At 60.5% G+C, this 21,474-nt stretch carries 34 protein-coding genes; 4 read left to right on the top strand and 30 right to left on the bottom strand.

The features are described from left to right. The first annotated feature begins 67 nt into the window (after positions 1–67). Together AMK02_RS08640 and AMK02_RS08635 are read left to right on the top strand one after the other, a co-directional pair. Positions 68–448 carry a YkvA family protein gene (locus AMK02_RS08640; protein WP_064801923.1) on the top strand — a complete coding sequence of 127 codons (381 nt, stop codon included), beginning with the start codon at positions 68–70 and terminating at the stop codon, positions 446–448. A 19-nt stretch (positions 449–467) separates the two neighbouring features. Then, positions 468–818 carry a lysozyme inhibitor LprI family protein gene (locus AMK02_RS08635; RefSeq protein ID WP_086005019.1) on the top strand — a complete coding sequence of 117 codons (351 nt, stop codon included), beginning with the start codon at positions 468–470 and terminating at the stop codon, positions 816–818. A 59-nt stretch (positions 819–877) separates the two neighbouring features. On the opposite strand, the gene ilvD is transcribed toward AMK02_RS08635, so the two are convergent. Then, positions 878–2,716, bottom strand: a complete 1,839-nt coding sequence (ilvD, locus tag AMK02_RS08630) for a dihydroxy-acid dehydratase (protein ID WP_064801922.1) — start codon at positions 2,714–2,716, stop codon at positions 878–880. A 340-nt stretch (positions 2,717–3,056) separates the two neighbouring features. Here ilvD and msrP point away from each other — a divergent pair, with 340 nt between their 5' ends. Both msrP and msrQ read left to right on the top strand, forming a co-directional pair. After that, positions 3,057–4,004, top strand: coding sequence for a protein-methionine-sulfoxide reductase catalytic subunit MsrP (gene msrP, locus AMK02_RS08625; protein WP_064801920.1), 948 nt, complete (start codon positions 3,057–3,059; stop codon positions 4,002–4,004). Further along, on the top strand, positions 4,004–4,660 hold the full coding sequence (gene msrQ / locus AMK02_RS08620) for a protein-methionine-sulfoxide reductase heme-binding subunit MsrQ (RefSeq protein WP_064801918.1): 657 nt from the start codon (positions 4,004–4,006) through the stop codon (positions 4,658–4,660). The genes msrP and msrQ overlap by 1 nt, the downstream gene beginning before the upstream one ends. A gap of 9 nt (positions 4,661–4,669) precedes the next feature. On the opposite strand, the gene AMK02_RS08615 is transcribed toward msrQ, so the two are convergent. The 29 genes from AMK02_RS08615 to tuf form a co-directional block, all read right to left on the bottom strand. Next, positions 4,670–5,062, bottom strand: a complete 393-nt coding sequence (locus tag AMK02_RS08615; protein ID WP_064801917.1) for a ribosomal maturation YjgA family protein — start codon at positions 5,060–5,062, stop codon at positions 4,670–4,672. A gap of 163 nt (positions 5,063–5,225) precedes the next feature. Further along, complete coding sequence (gene rplQ / locus AMK02_RS08610; RefSeq protein ID WP_011424993.1) at positions 5,226–5,648, bottom strand: 50S ribosomal protein L17; 423 nt, start codon at positions 5,646–5,648, stop codon at positions 5,226–5,228. A gap of 176 nt (positions 5,649–5,824) precedes the next feature. Continuing rightward, on the bottom strand, positions 5,825–6,835 hold the full coding sequence (locus AMK02_RS08605) for a DNA-directed RNA polymerase subunit alpha (protein WP_003547579.1): 1,011 nt from the start codon (positions 6,833–6,835) through the stop codon (positions 5,825–5,827). Between the two features lie 97 nt (positions 6,836–6,932). Continuing rightward, positions 6,933–7,322, bottom strand: a complete 390-nt coding sequence (rpsK, locus tag AMK02_RS08600) for a 30S ribosomal protein S11 (protein WP_003547577.1) — start codon at positions 7,320–7,322, stop codon at positions 6,933–6,935. 133 nt (positions 7,323–7,455) lie between these two features. Further along, on the bottom strand, positions 7,456–7,824 hold the full coding sequence (rpsM, locus tag AMK02_RS08595; protein ID WP_008521297.1) for a 30S ribosomal protein S13: 369 nt from the start codon (positions 7,822–7,824) through the stop codon (positions 7,456–7,458). 222 nt (positions 7,825–8,046) lie between these two features. Further along, on the bottom strand, positions 8,047–8,697 hold the full coding sequence (locus tag AMK02_RS08590) for an adenylate kinase (protein ID WP_064801915.1): 651 nt from the start codon (positions 8,695–8,697) through the stop codon (positions 8,047–8,049). Then, on the bottom strand, positions 8,694–10,034 hold the full coding sequence (secY, locus tag AMK02_RS08585; protein WP_064801913.1) for a preprotein translocase subunit SecY: 1,341 nt from the start codon (positions 10,032–10,034) through the stop codon (positions 8,694–8,696). The genes AMK02_RS08590 and secY overlap by 4 nt, the downstream gene beginning before the upstream one ends. A 233-nt stretch (positions 10,035–10,267) precedes the next feature. Continuing rightward, positions 10,268–10,744, bottom strand: coding sequence for a 50S ribosomal protein L15 (gene rplO / locus AMK02_RS08580; protein ID WP_064801911.1), 477 nt, complete (start codon positions 10,742–10,744; stop codon positions 10,268–10,270). A gap of 16 nt (positions 10,745–10,760) precedes the next feature. Next, complete coding sequence (rpmD, locus tag AMK02_RS08575) at positions 10,761–10,970, bottom strand: 50S ribosomal protein L30 (RefSeq protein ID WP_011424988.1); 210 nt, start codon at positions 10,968–10,970, stop codon at positions 10,761–10,763. Positions 10,971–10,983: 13 nt separating this feature from the next. Beyond that, the gene (gene rpsE / locus AMK02_RS08570; RefSeq protein ID WP_003573784.1) at positions 10,984–11,553 is read right to left on the bottom strand and encodes a 30S ribosomal protein S5; all 570 of its coding nucleotides are present in this window, start codon (positions 11,551–11,553) and stop codon (positions 10,984–10,986) included. A gap of 134 nt (positions 11,554–11,687) precedes the next feature. After that, positions 11,688–12,050, bottom strand: a complete 363-nt coding sequence (rplR, locus tag AMK02_RS08565; RefSeq protein ID WP_011424987.1) for a 50S ribosomal protein L18 — start codon at positions 12,048–12,050, stop codon at positions 11,688–11,690. Between the two features lie 12 nt (positions 12,051–12,062). Then, complete coding sequence (rplF, locus tag AMK02_RS08560; RefSeq protein WP_064801909.1) at positions 12,063–12,596, bottom strand: 50S ribosomal protein L6; 534 nt, start codon at positions 12,594–12,596, stop codon at positions 12,063–12,065. Between the two features lie 42 nt (positions 12,597–12,638). Then, positions 12,639–13,037 (bottom strand): 30S ribosomal protein S8, encoded by a 399-nt coding sequence (gene rpsH, locus AMK02_RS08555; RefSeq protein WP_004674934.1) that lies wholly within the window; start codon positions 13,035–13,037, stop codon positions 12,639–12,641. Between the two features lie 12 nt (positions 13,038–13,049). Further along, positions 13,050–13,355, bottom strand: a complete 306-nt coding sequence (gene rpsN / locus AMK02_RS08550) for a 30S ribosomal protein S14 (RefSeq protein ID WP_018115514.1) — start codon at positions 13,353–13,355, stop codon at positions 13,050–13,052. A 32-nt stretch (positions 13,356–13,387) separates the two neighbouring features. Continuing rightward, on the bottom strand, positions 13,388–13,945 hold the full coding sequence (gene rplE / locus AMK02_RS08545; protein WP_011424985.1) for a 50S ribosomal protein L5: 558 nt from the start codon (positions 13,943–13,945) through the stop codon (positions 13,388–13,390). Beyond that, positions 13,938–14,246, bottom strand: coding sequence for a 50S ribosomal protein L24 (gene rplX, locus AMK02_RS08540; RefSeq protein ID WP_004674929.1), 309 nt, complete (start codon positions 14,244–14,246; stop codon positions 13,938–13,940). The genes rplE and rplX overlap by 8 nt, the downstream gene beginning before the upstream one ends. A gap of 12 nt (positions 14,247–14,258) precedes the next feature. Further along, the gene (rplN, locus tag AMK02_RS08535; RefSeq protein WP_003573790.1) at positions 14,259–14,627 is read right to left on the bottom strand and encodes a 50S ribosomal protein L14; all 369 of its coding nucleotides are present in this window, start codon (positions 14,625–14,627) and stop codon (positions 14,259–14,261) included. A 261-nt stretch (positions 14,628–14,888) separates the two neighbouring features. Then, the gene (gene rpsQ, locus AMK02_RS08530) at positions 14,889–15,128 is read right to left on the bottom strand and encodes a 30S ribosomal protein S17 (protein WP_004674926.1); all 240 of its coding nucleotides are present in this window, start codon (positions 15,126–15,128) and stop codon (positions 14,889–14,891) included. A gap of 12 nt (positions 15,129–15,140) precedes the next feature. Continuing rightward, positions 15,141–15,341: a 50S ribosomal protein L29 gene (gene rpmC, locus AMK02_RS08525; RefSeq protein WP_004674925.1), complete on the bottom strand. Its 201-nt coding sequence runs from the start codon at positions 15,339–15,341 to the stop codon at positions 15,141–15,143. An 11-nt stretch (positions 15,342–15,352) separates the two neighbouring features. After that, positions 15,353–15,766: a 50S ribosomal protein L16 gene (gene rplP / locus AMK02_RS08520; protein WP_003573792.1), complete on the bottom strand. Its 414-nt coding sequence runs from the start codon at positions 15,764–15,766 to the stop codon at positions 15,353–15,355. A gap of 38 nt (positions 15,767–15,804) precedes the next feature. Next, the gene (gene rpsC / locus AMK02_RS08515) at positions 15,805–16,539 is read right to left on the bottom strand and encodes a 30S ribosomal protein S3 (protein ID WP_003573793.1); all 735 of its coding nucleotides are present in this window, start codon (positions 16,537–16,539) and stop codon (positions 15,805–15,807) included. After that, positions 16,539–16,928: a 50S ribosomal protein L22 gene (rplV, locus tag AMK02_RS08510; RefSeq protein WP_064801907.1), complete on the bottom strand. Its 390-nt coding sequence runs from the start codon at positions 16,926–16,928 to the stop codon at positions 16,539–16,541. Before rplV ends, rpsC begins: the two co-directional genes overlap by 1 nt. Positions 16,929–16,930: 2 nt before the next feature. Next, entirely contained in the window at positions 16,931–17,209 is a 279-nt protein-coding gene (gene rpsS / locus AMK02_RS08505) for a 30S ribosomal protein S19 (protein WP_007531666.1), read from the bottom strand. Positions 17,210–17,224: 15 nt separating this feature from the next. Then, on the bottom strand, positions 17,225–18,061 hold the full coding sequence (rplB, locus tag AMK02_RS08500) for a 50S ribosomal protein L2 (RefSeq protein ID WP_064801905.1): 837 nt from the start codon (positions 18,059–18,061) through the stop codon (positions 17,225–17,227). 11 nt (positions 18,062–18,072) lie between these two features. Beyond that, entirely contained in the window at positions 18,073–18,366 is a 294-nt protein-coding gene (locus AMK02_RS08495) for a 50S ribosomal protein L23 (RefSeq protein WP_003547550.1), read from the bottom strand. Then, positions 18,363–18,983, bottom strand: coding sequence for a 50S ribosomal protein L4 (gene rplD / locus AMK02_RS08490; protein ID WP_037138168.1), 621 nt, complete (start codon positions 18,981–18,983; stop codon positions 18,363–18,365). Before rplD ends, AMK02_RS08495 begins: the two co-directional genes overlap by 4 nt. Positions 18,984–18,996: 13 nt before the next feature. Then, the gene (gene rplC, locus AMK02_RS08485) at positions 18,997–19,638 is read right to left on the bottom strand and encodes a 50S ribosomal protein L3 (protein WP_004674916.1); all 642 of its coding nucleotides are present in this window, start codon (positions 19,636–19,638) and stop codon (positions 18,997–18,999) included. Positions 19,639–19,671: 33 nt separating this feature from the next. Next, complete coding sequence (rpsJ, locus tag AMK02_RS08480) at positions 19,672–19,980, bottom strand: 30S ribosomal protein S10 (protein WP_003547547.1); 309 nt, start codon at positions 19,978–19,980, stop codon at positions 19,672–19,674. A 306-nt stretch (positions 19,981–20,286) separates the two neighbouring features. Beyond that, on the bottom strand, positions 20,287–21,462 hold the full coding sequence (tuf, locus tag AMK02_RS08475; RefSeq protein ID WP_011424970.1) for an elongation factor Tu: 1,176 nt from the start codon (positions 21,460–21,462) through the stop codon (positions 20,287–20,289). Between the last annotated feature and the right edge of the window lie 12 nt (positions 21,463–21,474).

Here is a 21,474-nt window from a genome sequence, read left to right as displayed (position 1 = left end):
AAGCATGGAAGAATAAGGCAAGAGAATGCCCTGAGGTCGCTGCGAATTTGATTCAGGAAGATCAGCCATGGAACTGATATCAAAAGCCAAAATCTGGGCAAAGTCACTGAAGCGTGACATCGTAGCGCTGTGGCTTGCCGCTCGCGATCCTCGCGTGCCCTGGTATGCGAAAGCGGTCGCCGGTGCTGTCGCAGCCTATGCGCTTTCGCCGATCGATCTGATCCCCGATTTCATTCCCGTGCTCGGCTATCTCGACGATCTCGTCATCGTTCCGCTCGGCATCCTGCTGGCGACGCGTCTTGTCCCAGCAGAGGTGATGGCTGCGCTTCGCGTCGAAGCTGCGAGGCGGATCGAACGCCCGGCCGGCCGGGCAGGATTGATCTTCATCCTTGTCGTCTGGCTCTCCTGCATCATCTTTCTGGCTCTGGCAGTGCGCAAGCTGATTTGATCGGCAGTAAAGGAAGATGATGATGACATGGCGAATGTCGGCCGCGCTTGGTTTGGCGATCCTGATTTTCCCATCGGATCCGGCATGGTCGGCGAGCTTCGATTGTGATGCGAAGGAATTGAAGCCGGACGAAAAGGCGATCTGCGACAACCGCGCCCTCAACGACGCCGACGTCAAGATGGTGACGACCTTCGAGCTGCTCTCCGGGCTGCTGGCCATGGGTTCGCGCGGAACATTGCAGGACGAGCAGACCGCCTGGCTGAAGAAGCGACAGGAATGCGGGGCCGACGCGGCCTGTATCAAGGCTGCCTATGACGAGCGGATGAAGCAGCTCGGCGAGACCTACAAAAACATCAACCGGCCGCTTTGACAGCGGCCGGTTGGCAAAGCCGCTGACTCTTAATCAGCGGGTCGTAGGTTCGAGACTACTCAGCGGGCGTTGAGATCCCGCACGGCGCCGCGGTCGGCGCTGGTTGCGAAAGCCGCATAGGCCTTCAGCGCTGTGGTCACATTGCGTTTGCGAACCTCGGTCGGCTGCCAGCCCTTGCCGTCCTGCTCGGCGCGGCGGGCGGCGAGTTCGGCCTCGCCGACGCGCAGGCTGATCGTGCGGTTCGGGATATCGATATCGATCATGTCGCCTTCGCGCACCAGGCCGATCGTCCCGCCATTCGCCGCTTCCGGCGAGACGTGGCCGATCGAAAGGCCGGAGGTGCCGCCGGAGAAGCGGCCGTCGGTGATGAGCGCGCAGGCCTTGCCGAGCCCTTTCGACTTCAGATAGCTCGTCGGATAGAGCATTTCCTGCATGCCGGGGCCGCCCTTCGGGCCTTCGTAGCGGATGACGACGACGTCGCCGGCCTTGATCTCGTTGGCGAGGATCGCCTTGACCGACGCATCCTGACTTTCGAAGACGCGGGCCGGGCCGGAGAATTTCAGGATCGATTCATCGACGCCGGCCGTCTTGACGATGCAGCCGTCGACCGCGAGATTACCCTTCAGCACGGCAAGACCGCCATCCTTGGAGAAGGGATGTTCGACCGAGCGGATGACGCCGTGCTGGCGATCGGTGTCGAGTTCGTCCCAGCGAGCCTCCTGGCTGAAGGCGACCTGGGTCGGGATGCCGCCGGGAGCGGCGCGATAGAAGTTGCGGACGCTGTCGCTGGTGGTGCGGGTGATGTCCCAACGATCGATCGCATCGCCGAGCGTCTCGGCATGAACGGTCGGGCAATCGCGGTTCAGCAGGCCACCCTTATCGAGCTCGCCGAGGATCGACATGATGCCGCCGGCGCGGTGGACATCTTCCATATGCACATCGCTCTTGGCGGGCGCGACCTTCGACAGGCACGGCACCCGGCGCGACAGTGCGTCGATGTCGGCCATGGTGAAATCGACCTCGCCTTCGTGAGCGGCGGCCAGGATGTGCAGGACCGTGTTGGTCGAACCGCCCATGGCGATGTCGAGCGCCATGGCATTCTCGAAGGCCCGCTTGGAGGCGATGGTGCGCGGCAGCGCCTTGACGTCTTCCTGCTCGTAATAGCGGCGGGCGAGATCGACGATCAGGTGGCCGGCCTCGACGAAGAGGCGCTTGCGATCGGCATGGGTGGCGAGCGTCGAGCCGTTGCCGGGCAGCGACAGGCCGAGCGCCTCGGTCAGGCAATTCATCGAGTTTGCCGTGAACATCCCGGAGCACGAACCGCAGGTCGGACAGGCTGAACGCTCGATGACCTTGACGTCGTCATCGGAGATCTTGTCATCGGCAGCCGCGACCATGGCATCGACGAGGTCGAGCGCGTGTTGCTTGCCATGCAGCACGACCTTGCCCGCTTCCATCGGACCGCCGGACACGAAGACTGTCGGGATGTTGAGGCGCAGCGATGCCATCAGCATGCCGGGGGTGATCTTGTCGCAGTTGGAAATGCAGACCATGGCGTCGGCGCAATGGGCATTGACCATGTATTCGACACTGTCGGCGATCAGCTCGCGCGACGGCAGCGAATAGAGCATGCCGTCATGGCCCATGGCGATGCCGTCGTCGACGGCGATCGTGTTGAACTCCTTGGCAACGCCGCCGGCCGCCTCGATTTCGCGAGCGACCAGTTGGCCGAGATCCTTCAGATGCACATGGCCGGGAACGAATTGGGTGAAGGAATTCACCACCGCGATGATCGGCTTGCCGAAATCCGAATCCTTCATGCCCGTGGCGCGCCAAAGGCCGCGCGCGCCCGCCATGTTGCGGCCGTGGGTCGTGGTTCTGGAACGGTAAGCTGGCATTGGTGTCTTCCTCGACATGTCGGAAACATCAGGCGAAGCCGGGGCGGCAATGAAGCCTGCGGGCCGGGCGAACGCCGCTTTTTGGAATTGTCCTAATCCAATCGATGGGAGCTGTCACTACCGGCAAGGCCAAATCCGGTACGCTGCCGGGAGAAGCGCGTCGAACGCCATTCGAATATATACGGTTCGGCGGGACCTTTGGTTACGACCTATTCCATCACAGCCGAACACAAAAAATTGGCTTCCCGTCGGCAATATTCAAGGCATAGAGATTGATCCGAACATGCGGGCAGTTCGTTTAAGGACTATATTCGGAGTATCCGCCCTGGAGGTTTTCGACATGCCAAGCTACCGCCCCCCGAAGATCGCGTCGTCGGAGATCACGCCGCGTCAGGTCTATCTGCGCCGCCGTGAATTCCTGGGCGCCGCAGCGCTTGGCGCCATGGCGCTCTATGGCGCCGGCAAGGCGAGCGCGGCCGCCTTTTCCGCCGTCGAGAGCAAGTACAAGGTCGATGAGAAGACGACGCCGATCAAGGATGTCACGACCTACAATAATTTCTATGAGTTCGGTCTCGACAAGGGCGACCCTGCCGCTCTCTCCGGCGATTTCAAGCCGCTGCCCTGGACGGTCAAGGTCGACGGCATGGTCAACAAGCCAGGCACCTTCGACGTCGAGGCGCTGATGAAGGAATTCCCAATCGAGGAGCGCACCTATCGGATGCGCTGCGTCGAGGCCTGGTCGATGGTCATTCCATGGAACGGGTTTCCGCTGGCGGCGCTACTCGACAAGGTGGAGCCGCTCGGCAGCGCCAAATATGTCGCCTTCGAAACCGTCGTGCGGCCGGAGGAGATGCCGGGGCAGAAGGGCTTCTTCCAGTCGCTCGACTGGCCCTATGTCGAGGGGCTGCGGCTGGACGAGGCGCGCCACCCGCTGACGCTGCTTGCCGTCGGACTTTATGGTGAAACGCTGCCGAACCAGAATGGTGCGCCGATCCGCCTGGTCGTGCCGTGGAAATACGGCTTCAAGGGCATCAAGTCGATCGTCAGGATCACGCTCACCGACCAGCAGCCGAAAAACACATGGCAGGTGACAAATCCGCAGGAATACGGTTTCTACGCCAACGTCAATCCTGCCGTCGACCATCCACGCTGGAGCCAGGCGAGCGAACGACGCATCGGCGAAAGCGGTTTCTTCGGCGCAAGTCGCCACCCCACCCTGCCCTTCAACGGCTATGCCGACGAGGTGGCGAGCCTTTATGCCGGCATGGACCTGAAGGCGAATTTCTGATGGCCGAACTGTCGCTTGCCATCCCGAAGCGCTGGCAGCCTGCCTCCGTCTGGCTGCTTTATACCGTCGGGCTCGTGCCTGCCGCCTGGACCTTTTATCTCGCCGCGACCGATCAGCTCGGCGCCGATCCGGTCAAGACCTTCGAGCTCTTCCTCGGCATCTGGACGATCCGCTTCCTGATCGCGACACTTGCAGTGTCCCCTGCCCGCGAGTTGTTCGGCTGGAATTATTTGCGCTACCGCCGCGCTCTCGGCCTTTTGACCTTCTACTACGCGCTGATGCATTTCACCGTTTACATGGTGCTCGACCAGGCGATGGATATTCAGGCCGTCATCAATGACGTGCTGAAGCGCCCGTTCATCATGTTCGGCATGGCCGCCCTTGCGATGCTTATTCCCCTGGCGGTGACATCCAATAATTTCTCGATCCGTCGCCTCGGCAATCGCTGGATCTGGCTGCACCGCCTCGTCTACATCATTGCCGCCTCCGGGGCGCTGCATTTTGCGCTTTCGACCAAGGTCCTCGATCTCGAGCAGTTTATTTATGTGGGGTTGATCATCGCGCTCATCCTTTACCGCTCCTGGCGGCCGATCGCGCGCAGTCGGAAGAAAAGCCAGGGGCGGCAACGCAATCGTGCGGTGGCGTCGGTTTCCTGAAGCCAGCCGTCAACGGCGCGCGGGATCAAAGGCACAGGCCGCAGCGATGCCGATCGCATAGGCCAGTATGTTCCAGAGGGAAAATATCCGGCCAAGCAACAGGGCGCCTGCAGTCGTCAGCCGAAACGCGTCCAACCAGGGTGTATGATAAAGCCGGAACAATTCGACTGCGATTGCCATGAACAGCGCCATGACCGCAATGACTGCCCGCGGTGACTTTCCGAGAACGAGCGCCACCAGCAGATAGACCATCGCTCCCCACAGCGCCGACCCGCCATATTTGACGACGACAAAAGGCAGATCGACCGCGTAGCCGAAGCGCCTGAGCGCCAGGCCGGCCGCAATCACCACAAGCACAGCCGCGAGACGGAGGAACTGCGCTCGAGAATGCGCTTCGCGCATAGAATCTTCTTCCCTCTTAATCTCCACAGTTTGGAGCTCTGGGCGGACATAAGAATGGCTCCGTCGCTAAAGAAGCTGCGCCGCTTCCGTTTTCGACCGATGCACAAACGAAAACAGCCGGGCTTTGCAGCCCGGCTGTTTTCTATCCGCCGAAGCGGAAGACTTAGGCGGCGACGGCCTGCTCTTCGGCAGCGACGCGGGCCTTGTCGGCTGCGCCCTTGGCGTAGGTGTCACGGTCGACGAACTCGATCACGGCCATGGCGGCGTTGTCGCCCTGGCGGAAGCCGGCCTTCATGATGCGCAGGTAGCCGCCGTTGCGGGTGGCGTAACGCGTTGCGATCGTGTCGAACAGCTTCGAGACGACGGCGGCATCGCGGATCTGCGAGATCGCCTGACGGCGAGCGTGCAGGTCGCCGCGCTTGCCGAGCGTGACCAGCTTTTCGACGATCGGACGGATTTCCTTGGCCTTCGGCAGGGTCGTGACGATCTGCTCGTGGGTAATCAGCGAAGCCGCCATGTTGGCGAACATCGCCTTGCGGTGGCTTGCGGTTCTATTCAGCTTGCGGCCGGCTTTACCATGGCGCATTGCTATTCTCCTTTAATGCAGTGCCCTTACGTTAGGTGGGCCTGCCGTTTCCTGGCACATGCAGGCGATCGGCCTGCTGTTTGACGGGGAAAGGCAGCCGAAAGAGCCTGCCTTTTGTTATGTTCTTGCGATCGGCGTGCGGGCGGAAAACCGCTTTACACTTTTCCTCACGCCGCTCAGTACTGGTCTTCGTAACGCTTGGCGAGATCTTCGATGTTCTCGGGCGGCCATGCCGGCACTTCCATGCCGAGGTGCAGGCCCATGGAAGCGAGAACTTCCTTGATTTCGTTCAGCGACTTGCGACCAAAATTCGGGGTGCGGAGCATTTCTGCTTCGGTCTTCTGAATGAGGTCGCCAATGTAGACGATGTTGTCGTTCTTCAGGCAGTTTGCCGAACGGACCGACAGTTCGAGTTCGTCCACCTTCTTGAGGAGAGCCGGGTTGAAAGCGAGTTCGGTGACTGCTTCCTCTTCGGTTTCCTTCTGCGGCTCGTCGAAGTTGACGAAGACGCCAAGCTGATCCTGGAGGATGCGCGCCGCGAAAGCGACGGCGTCTTCGCCGGTGATCGAGCCATCGGTTTCGATGGTCATGTTCAGCTTGTCGTAGTCGAGAACCTGTCCTTCGCGGGTATTTTCAACCTTGTAGGACACCTTCTTGACCGGCGAATAAAGGCTGTCGACCGGGATGAGACCGATCGGAGCATCTTCCGCACGATTGCGCTCGGCCGGAACGTAGCCCTTGCCGTTGTTGACGGTGAATTCCATGCGGATTTCGGCGCCCTCGTCGAGCGTGCAGATCACATGCTCGGGGTTGAGGATTTCGATATCGCCGACCGTCTGAATGTCGCCAGCCGTGACAACGCCCGGGCCCTGCTTACGGACGACCATGCGCTTCGCGTCGTCGCCATCCATCTTGATGGCGATTTCCTTGATGTTGAGCACGATATCCGTGACGTCTTCGCGGACGCCGGGAATCGAGGAGAATTCGTGCAGCACGCCGTCGATCTGCACCGCCGTGACGGCAGCACCGCGCAGCGAGGAGAGCAGAACGCGGCGCAGCGCGTTGCCGAGGGTGAGGCCGAAGCCGCGCTCCAGCGGTTCGGCGACAAGCGTCGCCCTGGTGCGCGAGCTCGAGGAGAACTCCACCTTGTTCGGCTTGATCAGTTCCTGCCAGTTCTTCTGAATCATGAGTTTGCCTTCCGTTCGTTGCCACCATCCAATCGTGACAACCGAGCTTGAAAACCACCGGGAGCACCAAGGCGCTCACCGGTGACGAGAGCGATGATCAGACGCGGCGCTTCTTGCGCGGACGGCAGCCATTGTGCGGGATCGGGGTCACGTCGCGGATGGACGTGATCATGAAACCTGCAGCCTGGAGCGCGCGCAGAGCCGATTCACGGCCCGAACCCGGACCGCAGACTTCGACTTCCAGCGACTTCATGCCGTGCTCCTGGGCCTTCTTGGCGCAGTCTTCGGCAGCGATCTGGGCAGCAAAGGGGGTCGACTTGCGCGAGCCCTTGAAGCCCTTGGCGCCAGCCGACGACCAGGCGATCGCATTGCCCTGCGCATCAGTGATGGTGATCATCGTGTTGTTGAAGGTCGAGTTGACGTGAGCGACACCCGACGAGATATTCTTGCGCTCGCGACGGCGAACGCGGACGGCTTCCTTAGCCATGCTATTCCTTTCGTTGATCTCTTCACCGCCGTAACACCAGCGGCTACACCGGAACGGCGCCTATATGGTCCCGCTCCAAACTCAAAAGAGGCCGGCGCGGACCGCCAGCCTCCCCACCCCGGTTTCCCGGAAATTACTTCTTCTTGCCAGCGATTGCCTTTGCCGGACCCTTACGGGTGCGGGCATTGGTGTGCGTGCGCTGACCGCGGACCGGAAGGCCGCGACGATGACGCAGGCCGCGGTAGCAGCCGAGGTCCATCAGACGCTTGATGTTCATCGCGGTTTCGCGACGAAGATCACCCTCGACCTGATAGTCACGGTCGATGGCTTCGCGGATCTGAAGGACTTCAGCGTCCGTCAGCTGATGCACACGACGTTCAGCCGGAATACCGACCTTCTCGACGATTTCCTGTGCGAATTTCGGACCGATCCCGTGAATGTAGGTCAGCGCGATGACTACGCGCTTTGCAGTCGGGATGTTGACGCCAGCGATACGTGCCACGCCTGTTCTCCTTGCATTCCAGTTGCCATCCGGCAAGTGGGCTTCGTTATGCGGCCCTCAGGACCGCCCGTTCAGATTTAATGTCCGTAACATGTCAAAACGACCGCACCCGGACTTCCCAGGGAAATCCGCGCCGATCGCAGGGAATGTCGCGAGTTGGCGCGGTGTTTAGCGGAATCACTGCTGAAAAGCAACCGTTTCCGCCAAGTTTATTTTCAAGCCTTACAGCTTGGAAAGAATGGCTTCGACCTCGCCAGTCACCTGATCGATTTCAGCCATGCCGTCGACGGACCTGAGCTTGCCCTTGGCATGGTAGTAACCGATCAGCGGCGAGGTCTCCTTGTAGTAGACCTGCAGCCGGGCCGTCATGGTCTCTGGATTGTCGTCGGGACGGCGCTTGAAGTGGGTAGAGCCGCACTTGTCGCACACGCCTTCATTGGCCGGGACCTTGTCCGTGTCGTGATAGACGCTACCGCACTGCGCACAGGAGTAGCGACCGGCAACGCGCCGGACGAGCTCAGCGTCATCGACGCGGAATTCGATGACGACGGAGAGATCGAGACCCTTTGCTCTGAGCATCGCTTCCGTAGCGTCCGCCTGAACAAGGGTCCTGGGGAAGCCATCGAGAATGAAACCGTTGGCGCAATCGGGCTGATCGATTCGCTCCGAGACGATGGCGATGACGATCTCATCCGAGACCAGCTTGCCGGCGTCCATCACCGCCTTGGCGCGTTTGCCGACCTCCGTGCCGGCGTTGACCGCCGCCCGCAGCATATCTCCCGTGGAAAGCTGCGGAATGCCGTGCTTTTCCACGATCCGCTGGGCCTGGGTTCCCTTGCCCGCGCCCGGCGGCCCCAAAAGGATAAGTCTCATCGCCCCCTCTTTCCTCCTCGCAACTTCGATTTCTTGATCAGGCCTTCGTATTGCTGCGCGATCAGGTGACCCTGGATCTGTGCAACCGTATCAAGAGTTACGCTAACCACGATCAAAAGCGAAGTCCCACCAAGGGATAATGGAATGCCGGTTTGCGACACCAGAATCTCAGGGAGGATGCAGACGAAGACAAGATAGATGGCGCCGATCAGCGTGATGCGGGTCAGCACGTAGTCAATATATTCGGCGGTGCGCTCACCGGGACGGATGCCGGGAATAAAGCCGCCATGCTTCTTCAGATTGTCGGCCGTGTCCTTCGGATTGAAAACGATGGCCGTATAGAAGAAGGCGAAGAAGGCGATCAGCGCCGCATAGAGCACCATGTAGAGCGGCCGGCCATGACCGAGGGCGGCAACGATCGAGGTCGCCCAGGCAGGCATCGCAGTGGTGTTGGCAAAGCCTGCGACTGTCGCCGGCAGAAGCAGCAGCGAAGATGCGAAGATCGCCGGGATGACGCCCGAGGTGTTCAGCTTCAGCGGCAGGTGCGAGGTATCGCCTTGGAACATGCGGTTGCCGACCTGGCGCTTCGGATACTGGATCAGCAACCGGCGCTGAGCGCGCTCCACGAAGACGATGACACCGATGACGGCGATCGCGACTATGATGACGAGCAGGATCAGGCCGGTCGACAGCGCGCCGGTGCGGCCGAGTTCAAGCGTGCCGGCAAGAGCGCTCGGAAGGCCGGCTGCGATACCAGCGAAGATGATCAGCGAAATGCCGTTGCCGATACCGCGCGAGGTGATCTGCTCGCCGAGCCACATCAGGAACATCGTGCCGCCGAGCAGCGTCAGAACGGTGGAAATACGGAAGAACCAGCCCGGATCGACGACAAGGCCCTGGCCGCTCTCAAGGCCGGCGGCAATGCCGTAAGCCTGGAGCGCACCCAGAATGACGGTGCCATAGCGGGTGTACTGGTTGATGATCTTGCGCCCCTGCTCGCCTTCCTTCTTCAGGTTTTCAAGCGTCGGGACAACCGAAGTCATCAGCTGCACGATGATCGAAGCGGAGATATAGGGCATGATGCCGAGCGCAAAGATCGCCATGCGCTGAACGGCGCCGCCCGAGAACATGTTGAAAAGGCCGAGAATACCGCCTGCCTGGCCGCGGAACGCCTGGGCATAGGCTTCGGGATTGAGACCCGGAAGCGGGATATGGGTGCCGAGCCTGTAGACGAGGAGAGCAGCCAGTGTGAACCACAGGCGCTTCTTCAAATCCTCGGCTTTGGCAAAGGTCGAAAAATTGAGGTTGGATGCCAATTGTTCCGCTGCAGAAGCCATGCGATTCTCCGCCCTACCAATTCCGGCGTCCCTGGGGAAATACCGGCCCCGGAATCAGTATGAAAATAATTCAAAACCGGGCTTTGGACGGATTGCAGCGCAACCCCATGCCTCACCCTTGTTTTCCAGTCTTACCGGCATGACGCGGGCGCGCCAGCCAAGTTTTTGTGAGGCCCACATATGGGAGCAAAATCGCCCGGTGTGAAGCACTCCGGGCGATATATCATCAGATATTATTCTGCTGCAGCCGGAGCCGAAAGCAGCGTCACTGTGCCGCCGGCCTTTTCGATCTTCTCGACGGCGGGCTTGGAAGCGCCTGCGACGACGATGGTGATCTTGGCCTTGAGCTCGCCGTCGGCGAGAACGCGAACGCCATCCTTGGCGCGGCGGATAACACCGGCAGCCTTCAGGGCAGCTGCGTCAACAGTCGCCTTTGCATCGAGCTTGCCGGCGTCGATCGCAGCCTGAATGCGGCCGAGCGACACGACAACAAAATCGGAAGCGAAAATGTTGTTGAAGCCGCGCTTCGGCAGGCGACGATAGATCGGCATCTGGCCGCCTTCGAAGCCGTTGATGGCGACGCCGGAACGGGACTTCTGACCCTTGACACCGCGACCAGCCGTCTTGCCCGAGCCCGAACCGATACCGCGGCCGAGGCGCTTGCGGCTGTGGGTCGAGCCTTCGTTGTCCTTGATTTCATTGAGTTTCATGAGCGTTTCCTCCGTCTCACTTCTCGTCGACGATGCGAACGAGATGCTGGACAGCACGGATCATGCCGCGAACGGAAGGAGTATCCTCCAGCGTGCGGCGACGGTGCATCTTGTTCAGTCCGAGACCGATCAGCGTGCGCTGCTGGACGTCCGGACGGCGAATCGGGCTGCCGATCTGTTCGATCGTGACAGTCTTCGCTTCAGCCTTCTTGGTAGCCTTGGCCATTGGTCAGCTCCTCTTATTCTTCAGAGGCGTTGCCGGAGGCGCTACGACGAGCCTGCAGCGTTGCATATTTGATGCCGCGCTGAGCTGCGATGTCCTTCGGGTGAACCTGGTGCTTCAGAGCGTCGAAGGTTGCGCGAACCATATTGTAGGGGTTCGACGAACCGGTCGACTTGGCGACGACGTCGTGCATGCCGAGCGTTTCGAAAACGGCGCGCATCGGACCGCCGGCGATGATGCCGGTACCGACTTTGGCGGAGCGCAGCAGAACCTTGCCGGCGCCGTGGCGGCCGTGGACGTCGTGATGCAGCGTACGGCCGTCACGCAGCGGTACGAAGATCAGCTCGCGCTTGGCGGCTTCGGTTGCCTTGCGGATGGCTTCCGGCACTTCGCGTGCTTTGCCATGGCCGAAGCCGACGCGGCCCTTCTGGTCGCCGACGACGACGAGTGCTGCGAAACCAAAACGACGGCCGCCCTTGACGACCTTGGCGACGCGGTTGATCGCGACCAGCTTGTCGACGAATTCGCTATCGCGCTCTTCACGGCTCTGGCGGTCTTCCCGCTGCGGCCTTCTTTCCTGTGCCATTGTCCTCTTCCTTTTTCTTTTCCGGGTGCAATCGGCAAATGAATGTGGACCGCATCAGCCTCCCCTTCTTGCCGGGGAGTGCCTGCGGTCCGGCGAAAATCCGGCCGGAGCGACAGCGCCCGGCCGGAAACTGATCAGAAGGTCAGACCGCCTTCGCGGGCCGCTTCGGCGAGAGCCTTGATGCGGCCGTGATAGATGAAGGCGCCACGGTCGAATACGACGTCCGTAACACCGGCCTTGGAGGCGCGCTCGGCGACGAGCTTGCCTACGGCGGCGGCGGCGGCGGTATCGGCACCGGTCTTCAGAGAACCGCGCAGATCCTTGTCGAGGGTGGAGGCGGACGCAAGCGTCTTGCCGGCCACGTCATCGATGATCTGAGCATAGATGTTCTTCGAGGAGCGATGAACCGACAGGCGCGGACGGCCATTGGCCACCGACTTGATATGACGGCGCACGCGGTTGGCACGACGTGCAAGTGCTTCTTTCCTGCTAGCCATTTCGCGTGATCCTTACTTCTTCTTGCCTTCTTTGCGGACGATCCGCTCGTCGGCATACTTGACGCCCTTGCCCTTGTACGGCTCGGGACCGCGATATTCGCGGATTTCGGCGGCAACCTGACCGACCTGCTGCTTGTTGATGCCGCTGACGATGATTTCAGTCGGCTTCGGAACAGCGATCGAGATGCCGACCGGCGGTTCATAAACCACGTCGTGGCTGAAACCGAGGGCCAGCTGCAGGTTCTTGCCCTGCATGGCGGCACGGTAACCGACGCCGTTGATTTCGAGCTTGCGCTCGTAACCGTCCTTGACGCCCTTGAAGATGCCTTCGATCATCGTGCGGGACATGCCCCACTTCGAACGCGCATCCTTGGACTGGTTCAGCGGCGTCACGACGACCGCGTTGTTTTCGAGCTTGAGGCTGATTTCGTCATTAGCGACGAAGAACAGCTCGCCCTTCGGGCCCTTTGCGGTAACCTTCTGGCCTTCGACCGTAGCCGTGATCCCAGCAGGCACCTGAACGGGCTTCTTACCGATACGAGACATGTTTCAATCCTGTCTGTTCGCTATGGAGATCCCTGCCCGATCTTAGAAGACCGAGCAAAGAACCTCGCCACCAACGTTCTGTTCGCGAGCCTGGTGATCGGCCATCACGCCCTTCGGAGTCGAAAGGATGGTGATGCCGAGGCCGTTCGCGACCTGCGGAATGGACTTGACCGAGACATAAACCCGGCGGCCCGGCTTGGACACACGGCCGATCTCACGGATCACCGATGCGCCTTCATAATACTTCAGCTCGATGTTGAGCTCCGACTTGCCGTTGCCGAAATCGACAACGGAATAGCCACGGATGTAGCCTTCGGACTGCAGGACATCGAGAACACGGGCACGGAGCTTGGACGCAGGCGTCGAAACCGACGACTTGCGGCGGGAAGCGCCGTTGCGGATACGGGTGAGCATATCGCCCAACGGATCAGTCATTGTCATCTAACCTGCTCCTTACCAGCTCGACTTGACGATGCCCGGCACCTTGCCGAGATTGCCGAGTTCACGCAGCGCGATACGCGACATGCGCAGTTTGCGGTAGTATGCGCGCGGACGGCCCGATACTTCGCAACGGTTGCGAATGCGGGTCTTCGATCCATCGCGCGGCAGGGATGCCAGCTTGATCGAGGCCTTGAACCGCTCTTCGATCGGAAGAGCCTGGTTCATGATGATCGCCTTCAACGCAGCCCGCTTTGCGGCCTGGTTAGCGACCGTATTACGGCGGCGCTTGTTCTTTTCAACTGCGCTTGTCTTCGCCATGTCAGGTTCCTTTTCTACGCTCGTCGTTACGGTTATTGACGGAACGGGAAGCTGAACTCCTTCAGGAGAGTCCGTGCTTCGTCGTCGGTCGTCGCCGTCGTGCAAACGATGATGTCCATGCCCCACATCTGATCAACCTTGTCGTAGTTGATTTCAGGGAACACAATGTGCTCCTTGATGCCCATGGCGAAGTTGCCACGGCCGTCAAAGCTCTTCGGGTTCAGGCCGCGGAAGTCGCGAACGCGCGGGAGCGCGATGTTGACCAGGCGATCCAGGAACTCGTACATGCGGGCGCCGCGCAGGGTGACCTTTGCGCCGATCGGCATGTTTTCGCGGACCTTGAAGCCTGCGATAGAGTTGCGTGCGCGGGTGATGACCGGCTTCTGACCGGCGATCGCTGCGAGGTCGGCGGCAGCAACCGTCGGCTTCTTCGAGTCAGCGGTCGCTTCACCGACACCCATGTTGATCACGATCTTGTCGAGCTTCGGGATCATCATCTCGTTGGCGTAGGAGAACTTCTCCTGCATCGCCTTGCGGATGCGCTCGACATATTCCTTCTTGAGCCGCGGCTCGTATTTTGCCTCAGCCATCGATCACTTCTCCAGAACGCTTGGCCACGCGGACCTTCTTGCCGTCAACGACCTTGAAACCGACGCGGGTCGGCTTGCCGTCCTTGTCGACGATTGCAATGTTGGACAGGTGGACCGGGGCTTCCTTGTTGATGATGCCGGCTTCCTGGGTCTGCGTCTGACGCTGGTGGCGCTTCACGACGTTGACGCCACGGACGACCGCACGATCTTCCTTCGGCATGACCTGAACGACTTCGCCGGTACGGCCCTTGTCCTTGCCAGCGAGCATGACGACCTTGTCGCCTTTACGAATCTTCTGCATCGCTTCCGCTCCTTACAGTACTTCGGGAGCCAGCGAGATGATCTTCATGTGGTTCTTGGCGCGAAGTTCGCGCGGAACCGGTCCGAAGATACGGGTGCCGATCGGCTCTTTCTTGTTGTCGATGAGGACTGCTGCGTTGGTGTCGAAGCGGATGACCGAGCCATCCGGACGACGGATGTCCTTGGCGGTGCGAACGACAACCGCCTTCATCACGTCACCCTTCTTCACGCGGCCGCGCGGGATCGCTTCCTTGATCGAAACGACGATGACGTCGCCGATCGAGGCATACTTGCGCTTCGAGCCGCCCAGCACCTTGATGCACATGACACGACGTGCGCCGGAATTATCCGCGACGTCGAGGTTTGTTTGCATCTGAATCATATCAGGTCGCCTTCTTGGTTTACCGGAATGGTTGGGCCTAAGCCCCCTACCCCGGCTTATGAAAATGTTCGCCGGCCAGCCTGCCGTAACGGCAGGCAAAAACACGGCATAGCTGAATAGCGCGGGGTCGATCGTGCCAGGGTGGTTTCCCGAACGGGACCTTCCGTGCGCTCAAAGCAAAAGAACGCCCGGCATTCGAGCGTTCTGACGCTGCTTCATACAGATATTTCGGCGAGACGCAAGGCCTCGCACAAAATTCTGTTACTTGCCCTGGGCGGCAATCACCGTCCAGCGCTTGTCCTTGGAGATCGGCGCGCATTCCTCGATGGATACGGTATCGCCGATCTTGTACTGGTTGTTTTCGTCGTGGGCCTTGTACTTCTTGGAACGACGAACGGTCTTCTGGAGCAGCGGGTGAGCGAAACGACGCTCGACGCGAACCACTACCGTCTTCTCGTTCTTGTCGCCAACGACGACGCCCTGCAGGATGCGCTTCGGCATATTTTTCTTCCTTTAGGCCTTAACTTCTGCCGCCTTCTGGCGGGCAATGGTTTTGACGCGGGCGATGTCCTTGCGGACTTCGTTGATGCGCGAGGACTTTTCGAGCTGGCCGGTCGCCTTCTGGAAGCGCAGGTTGAACTGCTCCTTCTTCAGCTTGGCAAGCTCGTCCTTGAGTTGGTCGGCGGTCAACGCGCGAACATCTGAGGCTTTCATGAGCTCAATCCTTACTCTGCAATGCGCTGTACGAAGCGCGTCTTGACCGAGAGCTTGGCAGAGCCGAGACGAAGCGCCTCACGGGCGATCTCTTCGCTGACGCCGTCGATCTCGAACATCATACGACCGGGCTTGACCTTGCATGCCCAGTACTCAACGGAGCCCTTACCCTTACCCATACGGACTTCGGTCGGCTTTGCGGTTACCGGAACGTCCGGGAACACGCGGATCCATACACGGCCGGCGCGCTTCATGTAACGCGTGATCGCGCGGCGGGCCGCTTCGATCTCGCGTGCGTTGACGCGGTTGGGCTCCTGAGCCTTCAGGCCGAATTCGCCGAATGCCAGGTCAGAACCGCCCTTGGCGACGCCCTTGATGCGGCCCTTGAACTGCTTGCGGTACTTAGTACGCTTTGGCTGCAACATTTTCTTACTTCTCCGAGCTTATCTTTCGCCAGCGCTAATTACGCGTTGTCGCGTTCGCGGCGACGATCGCCACGGTCGCGTTCGCGGCTTGCCGGACCCTGTGCGTCGCCTTCCAGCGCGCGACGTTCGGAAGCCATCGGATCGTGCTCAAGGATTTCGCCCTTGAAGATCCAGACCTTGATGCCGCAGATACCGAATGCGGTTTCGGCTTCTGCCGTGCCGTAATCGATGTCGGCGCGCAGCGTGTGCAGCGGCACGCGACCTTCGCGGTACCATTCAGTACGGGCGATTTCAGCACCGCCGAGACGGCCGGCGCAGGTGATCTTGATGCCTTCGGCACCAAGACGCATTGCCGACTGAACGGCGCGCTTCATGGCGCGGCGGAAAGCCACGCGGCGCTCGAGCTGCTGGGCGATCGACTGAGCGACCAGCGTCGCGTCGACTTCGGGCTTGCGCACTTCGACGATGTTGAGGTGCGTTTCCGAGTTGGTCATATCAGACAGCTTCTTGCGGAGCTTGTCGATGTCGGCGCCCTTACGGCCGATGATCAGGCCAGGACGGGCCGAATGGATCGTGACGCGGCACTTCTTGTGCGGACGCTCGATAACCACCTTGGAGATGCCTGCCTGCTTCAGTTCGCTCATGACGAACTTGCGCATCTTCAGGTCTTCGTGCAGCAGCTGGCCATACTCGGCATTGTCCGCAAACCAGCGGCTATCCCAGGTACGGTTGATGCCGAGACGGAAACCGATCGGATTGATTTTCTGACCCATTATGCGGCCTCCTCTGCTGCCTGCACTTCACGAACGACGATCGTCAGGTGCGCGAAGGGCTTTTCGATGCGCGACGCGCGACCGCGGCCACGAGCGTGGAAACGCTTCATGACGATCGACTTGCCGACGTAGGCTTCGGCGACGACGAGCGCGTCGACGTCGAGGTCGTGGTTATTCTCGGCGTTGGCGATCGCGGATTCGAGCGTCTTCCTGACGGCGCCCGCGATGCGCTTGCGGGAGAACTCCAGCTCAGCGAGTGCACGCTCGACCTTCTTGCCGCGGATGGCCGCAGCAACCAGGTTGAGCTTCTGGGGGCTGACGCGGAGCGTGCGGGCGACTGCTTGCGCCTCGTTGTCCTTCAGCCGGCGTTCGGCTTTTGCCTTGCCCATTGTTACTTCCTCTTCGCCTTCTTGTCCGCGCCGTGACCGTAGTAGGTGCGGGTCGGAGAGAATTCACCGAATTTGTGACCGACCATGTCTTCATTGACGCTGACCGGGACATGTTTGCTGCCGTTGTAGACGCCGAAGGTAAGACCGACGAACTGCGGCAGGATCGTGGAGCGACGGCTCCAGATCTTGATCACTTCTGCACGTCCGCCTTCACGAACCTTCTCAGCCTTCTTGAGAAGATAGCCGTCAACGAACGGACCTTTCCATACTGAACGAGCCATTGGAGACTTCCTCTCTTACTTCTTGCGCTGATGACGCGAGCGCATGATCATCTTATCGGTCGACTTGTTCGACCGGGTGCGCTTGCCCTTGGTCGGCTTGCCCCACGGTGTCACCGGATGGCGACCACCGGAGGTGCGGCCTTCACCACCGCCGTGCGGATGGTCGACCGGGTTCATGACGACACCGCGGTTATGCGGACGCTTGCCGCGCCAGACGGTACGACCGGCCTTGCCGTCGTTGATGTTGGCGTGGTCCGGGTTGGAGACGGCACCGATCGAAGCAAGGCAGATGCCGCTGACGAGGCGCTGCTCACCGGAGTTCAGGCGAAGGATCGCCATGCCCTGGTCACGACCGACGAGCTGTGCGTAGGAACCGGCGGAACGCGCGATCTGACCGCCCTTGCCCGGCTTCATTTCCACGTTGTGGATGATGGAGCCGACCGGGATGTACTGCAGCGGCATGGTGTTGCCGGGCTTGACGTCGACAGCCTTTTCCGAAGCGATGACCTTGTCGCCGGCAGCGAGACGCTGCGGAGCGATGATGTAGGCCTGCTCGCCATCCGAATAGGTCACCAGCGCGATGAAAGCCGTGCGGTTCGGATCGTATTCGATACGTTCGACCGTGCCTTCGACATCGAACTTGCGACGCTTGAAGTCGACCAGTCGGTAGCTGCGCTTATGACCGCCACCGATGAAGCGAGCCGTGATGCGGCCGAGGTTGTTACGACCGCCGCTCTTGGTCAGACCTTCCGTCAGCGCCTTGACCGGCTTGCCCTTGTAGAGCGAGGAGCGGTCCACGATGACCAGCTGACGCTGGCTCGGGGTCGTCGGATTGAATGTTTTCAATGCCATTTTCTTATACCTCAGAGACCGGTGGAGACATCGATCGTCTGGCCTTCAGCCAGCGTCACGACAGCCTTCTTCACGTCCTTCTGCTTGCCGACGAAACCGCGGAACCGCTTGGTTTTGCCCTTGCGCAGCAGAGTGTTGACGGCCGTGACCTTGACGCCGAACAGCGCCTCGACAGCAGCCTTGATTTCCGGCTTTGTCGCCTGCTTGGCGACATTGAAAACAACCTGGTTGTTTTCGGATACCAGCGTGGACTTTTCGGTGATCGCCGGAGAGACGATCACATCGTAGTGGCGAAGATCGGTCACTTGAATCGCTCCTCTAGCGCTTCAACCGCAGCCTTGGAAAGCACGAGCTTGCCGCGGCGCACGATGTCGTAAACATTGATGCCCTGGATCGGCAGAACATCGATGTTCGGGATGTTCTGCGCTGCGAGCTTGAAGTTGCCATCAAGCTCTGCGCCGCCGATGAAGAGGGCGTTGGTCAGGCCGAGCGTCTCGAAAGCGGACGCGAGAACCTTGGTCTTGGCTTCGGCAGCAACCAGGTTGTCGATGACGATGACGTCATCAGCCTTGATCTTGGCCGAAAGGGCATGGCGAAGGCCGAGTGCGCGAACCTTCTTCGGAAGGTCGTGTTCGTGGCTGCGAACGACCGGGCCATGGGCCTTGCCGCCGCCGCGGAACTGCGGAGCGCGAGCCGAATGGTGACGAGCGCGGCCCGTACCCTTCTGCTTGTACATCTTGGCGCCGGTGCGCGAGACTTCAGCGCGGCCCTTTGCCTTGTGCGTGCCCTGCTGCTTCTTGGCAAGCTGCCAGCGGATAACGCGGGCGAGAATGTCTTCGCGGGGCTCGAGGCCGAAAATCTCGTCCGAAAGGGAGACCTTCCCGGCGTCTTTTCCCTCGAGGGTCTTGACGTTCAATTCCATTGATCTGGCTCCCTTACTTCGCGGCCGACTTGACGGCGTCGCGCACGATGATCCAGGCACCCTTGGAACCGGGAACAGCACCCTTGATCAGGATCAGACCACGATCTTCGTCGGTCGAAACCACTTCCAGGTTCTGCGTCGTGACGCGCGTCTGGCCCATGTGACCAGCCATCTTCTTGTTCTTGAAAACCTTGCCCGGATCCTGGCGCGAGCCGGTCGAACCGTGCGAACGGTGTGAAACCGACACACCGTGCGTGGCGCGCAGACCGCCGAAACCGTGGCGCTTCATGGCGCCGGCAAAACCCTTACCGATGGTCGTACCCGTCACATCGACGAGCTGACCGGCGGCAAAGTGACCCGCCTTGAGCTCCGTGCCGATCTCCAGCAGATTGTCTTCCGACACGCGGAATTCTGCGAGCTTGGCCTTCGGCTCGACGTTGGCGACGGCAAAGTTGCCGCGCATCGCCTTCGACGTGTTCTTCACCTTCGCCTGGCCTGCACCGAGCTGAACTGCGGTATAGCCATTCTTTTCGACAGTGCGCGTGGCAACGACCTGGCAGCCGTCCATACGCAGTACCGTTACCGGGACATGCTCGCCGGCGTCGTTGTAGACGCGGGTCATTCCCACCTTTTGTGCAATCACACCTGAACGCATCGGTTCAATCCTTCCAACTCAGCTCGAGCAAGCTCAGAGCTTGATCTCAACATCGACACCGGCGGCGAGATCAAGCTTCATCAGCGCGTCTACCGTCTGCGGGGTCGGGTCTACGATGTCGAGCAGGCGCTTATGCGTGCGCATCTCGAACTGTTCGCGGCTCTTCTTGTCGATGTGCGGGGACCGGTTGACCGTAAACTTCTCGATGCGGGTCGGAAGCGGAACGGGGCCCCGGACGCTTGCACCGGTGCGCTTCGCCGTCGACACGATCTCGCGCGTGGAAGCATCGAGAATCCGGTGATCGAACGCCTTCAGGCGAATGCGGATATTTTGGCCGTTCATTCGACGTTATCCTTGTGTTTGTTTTCCACATGTCTCTCAACAAGACACGGGTTGTTCTTTCTTCCTAAGGCGGACCACCGGTTTCAAAGATCGAGAGGGCGCCGATGCCGGCGTCCCTATCCAGTCTTCAGGGCCTTCTAGCCCACCTTATTTGCTTGTTCAGTCACCGCTTCGTCATCCAAAGCGGCACGCAAATCGCGCTCGCGCGCCATTTGCTACATTTCTGTGTAATAAGCAAGCGGCTTGCGCCGCCTGCATCATAATATTGTCATCGAATCGGCCACCCCACCGGAGTGGCCGAAGGAATTACTCGACGATCGAAGCGACGATGCCGGCGCCGACGGTGCGGCCGCCTTCGCGGATAGCGAAGCGCAGCTTTTCTTCCATCGCGATCGGAACGATCAGCTCGACGTCAACCGTGACGTTGTCGCCCGGCATGACCATTTCCGTGCCTTCCGGAAGCGTCACGATGCCGGTCACGTCCGTCGTGCGGAAGTAGAACTGCGGACGGTAGTTGGTGAAGAACGGCGTATGACGGCCGCCCTCTTCCTTCGTCAGGATGTAGGCTTCTGCCTTGAACTTCTTGTGCGGCTTGACCGAGCCCGGCTTGCACAGGATCTGACCGCGCTCGACGCCGTCACGGTTCACACCGCGGATCAGCGCGCCGATGTTGTCGCCGGCCTGGCCCTGGTCGAGCAGCTTGCGGAACATTTCAACGCCGGTCACCGTCGTCTTGGAGGTCGGACGGATGCCGACGATCTCGACTTCTTCACCAACCTTGATGATGCCACGCTCGACGCGGCCGGTCACGACCGTACCACGGCCCGAGATCGAGAACACGTCTTCGATCGGCATCAGGAACGGCTGGTCAACCGGACGCTCAGGCGTCGGGATGTAGGAGTCGACCGCTGCCATCAGCTCGCGGATCGCGTCTTCGCCGATCTTCTTGTCGGAATCTTCAAGAGCGGCAAGCGCCGAACCCTTGACGACCGGAATGTCGTCGCCCGGGAAGTCGTAGGACGACAGAAGTTCGCGAACTTCGAGCTCGACCAGTTCGAGAAGCTCGGCGTCGTCAACCTGGTCGACCTTGTTCAGGAACACAACGATCGCCGGAACGCCGACCTGGCGGGCGAGCAGGATGTGTTCGCGCGTCTGCGGCATCGGGCCGTCAGCGGCCGAGCAAACCAGGATCGCGCCGTCCATCTGCGCCGCACCGGTGATCATGTTCTTGACGTAGTCGGCGTGGCCGGGGCAGTCGACGTGCGCGTAGTGGCGGGCCGGCGTCTCATATTCGACGTGCGCCGTCGAGATGGTGATGCCGCGGGCCTTCTCTTCCGGAGCCGCGTCGATCTGGTCGTACGCCTTGAACTCACCGAAGTACTTCGTGATCGCTGCCGTCAGAGACGTCTTGCCGTGGTCAACGTGGCCGATCGTGCCAATGTTGACGTGCGGCTTGTTGCGCTCAAACTTACTCTTTGCCATTTTCGGCTCTCC

Origin of the sequence: Rhizobium sp. N731 (assembly GCF_001664145.1) — a bacterium.
Taxonomy (GTDB): Bacteria; Pseudomonadota; Alphaproteobacteria; order Rhizobiales; family Rhizobiaceae; genus Rhizobium; species Rhizobium esperanzae.
The sequence above is the reverse complement of the archived record's forward strand: the minus strand, read 5'-3'. Positions and strand labels throughout refer to the sequence as shown.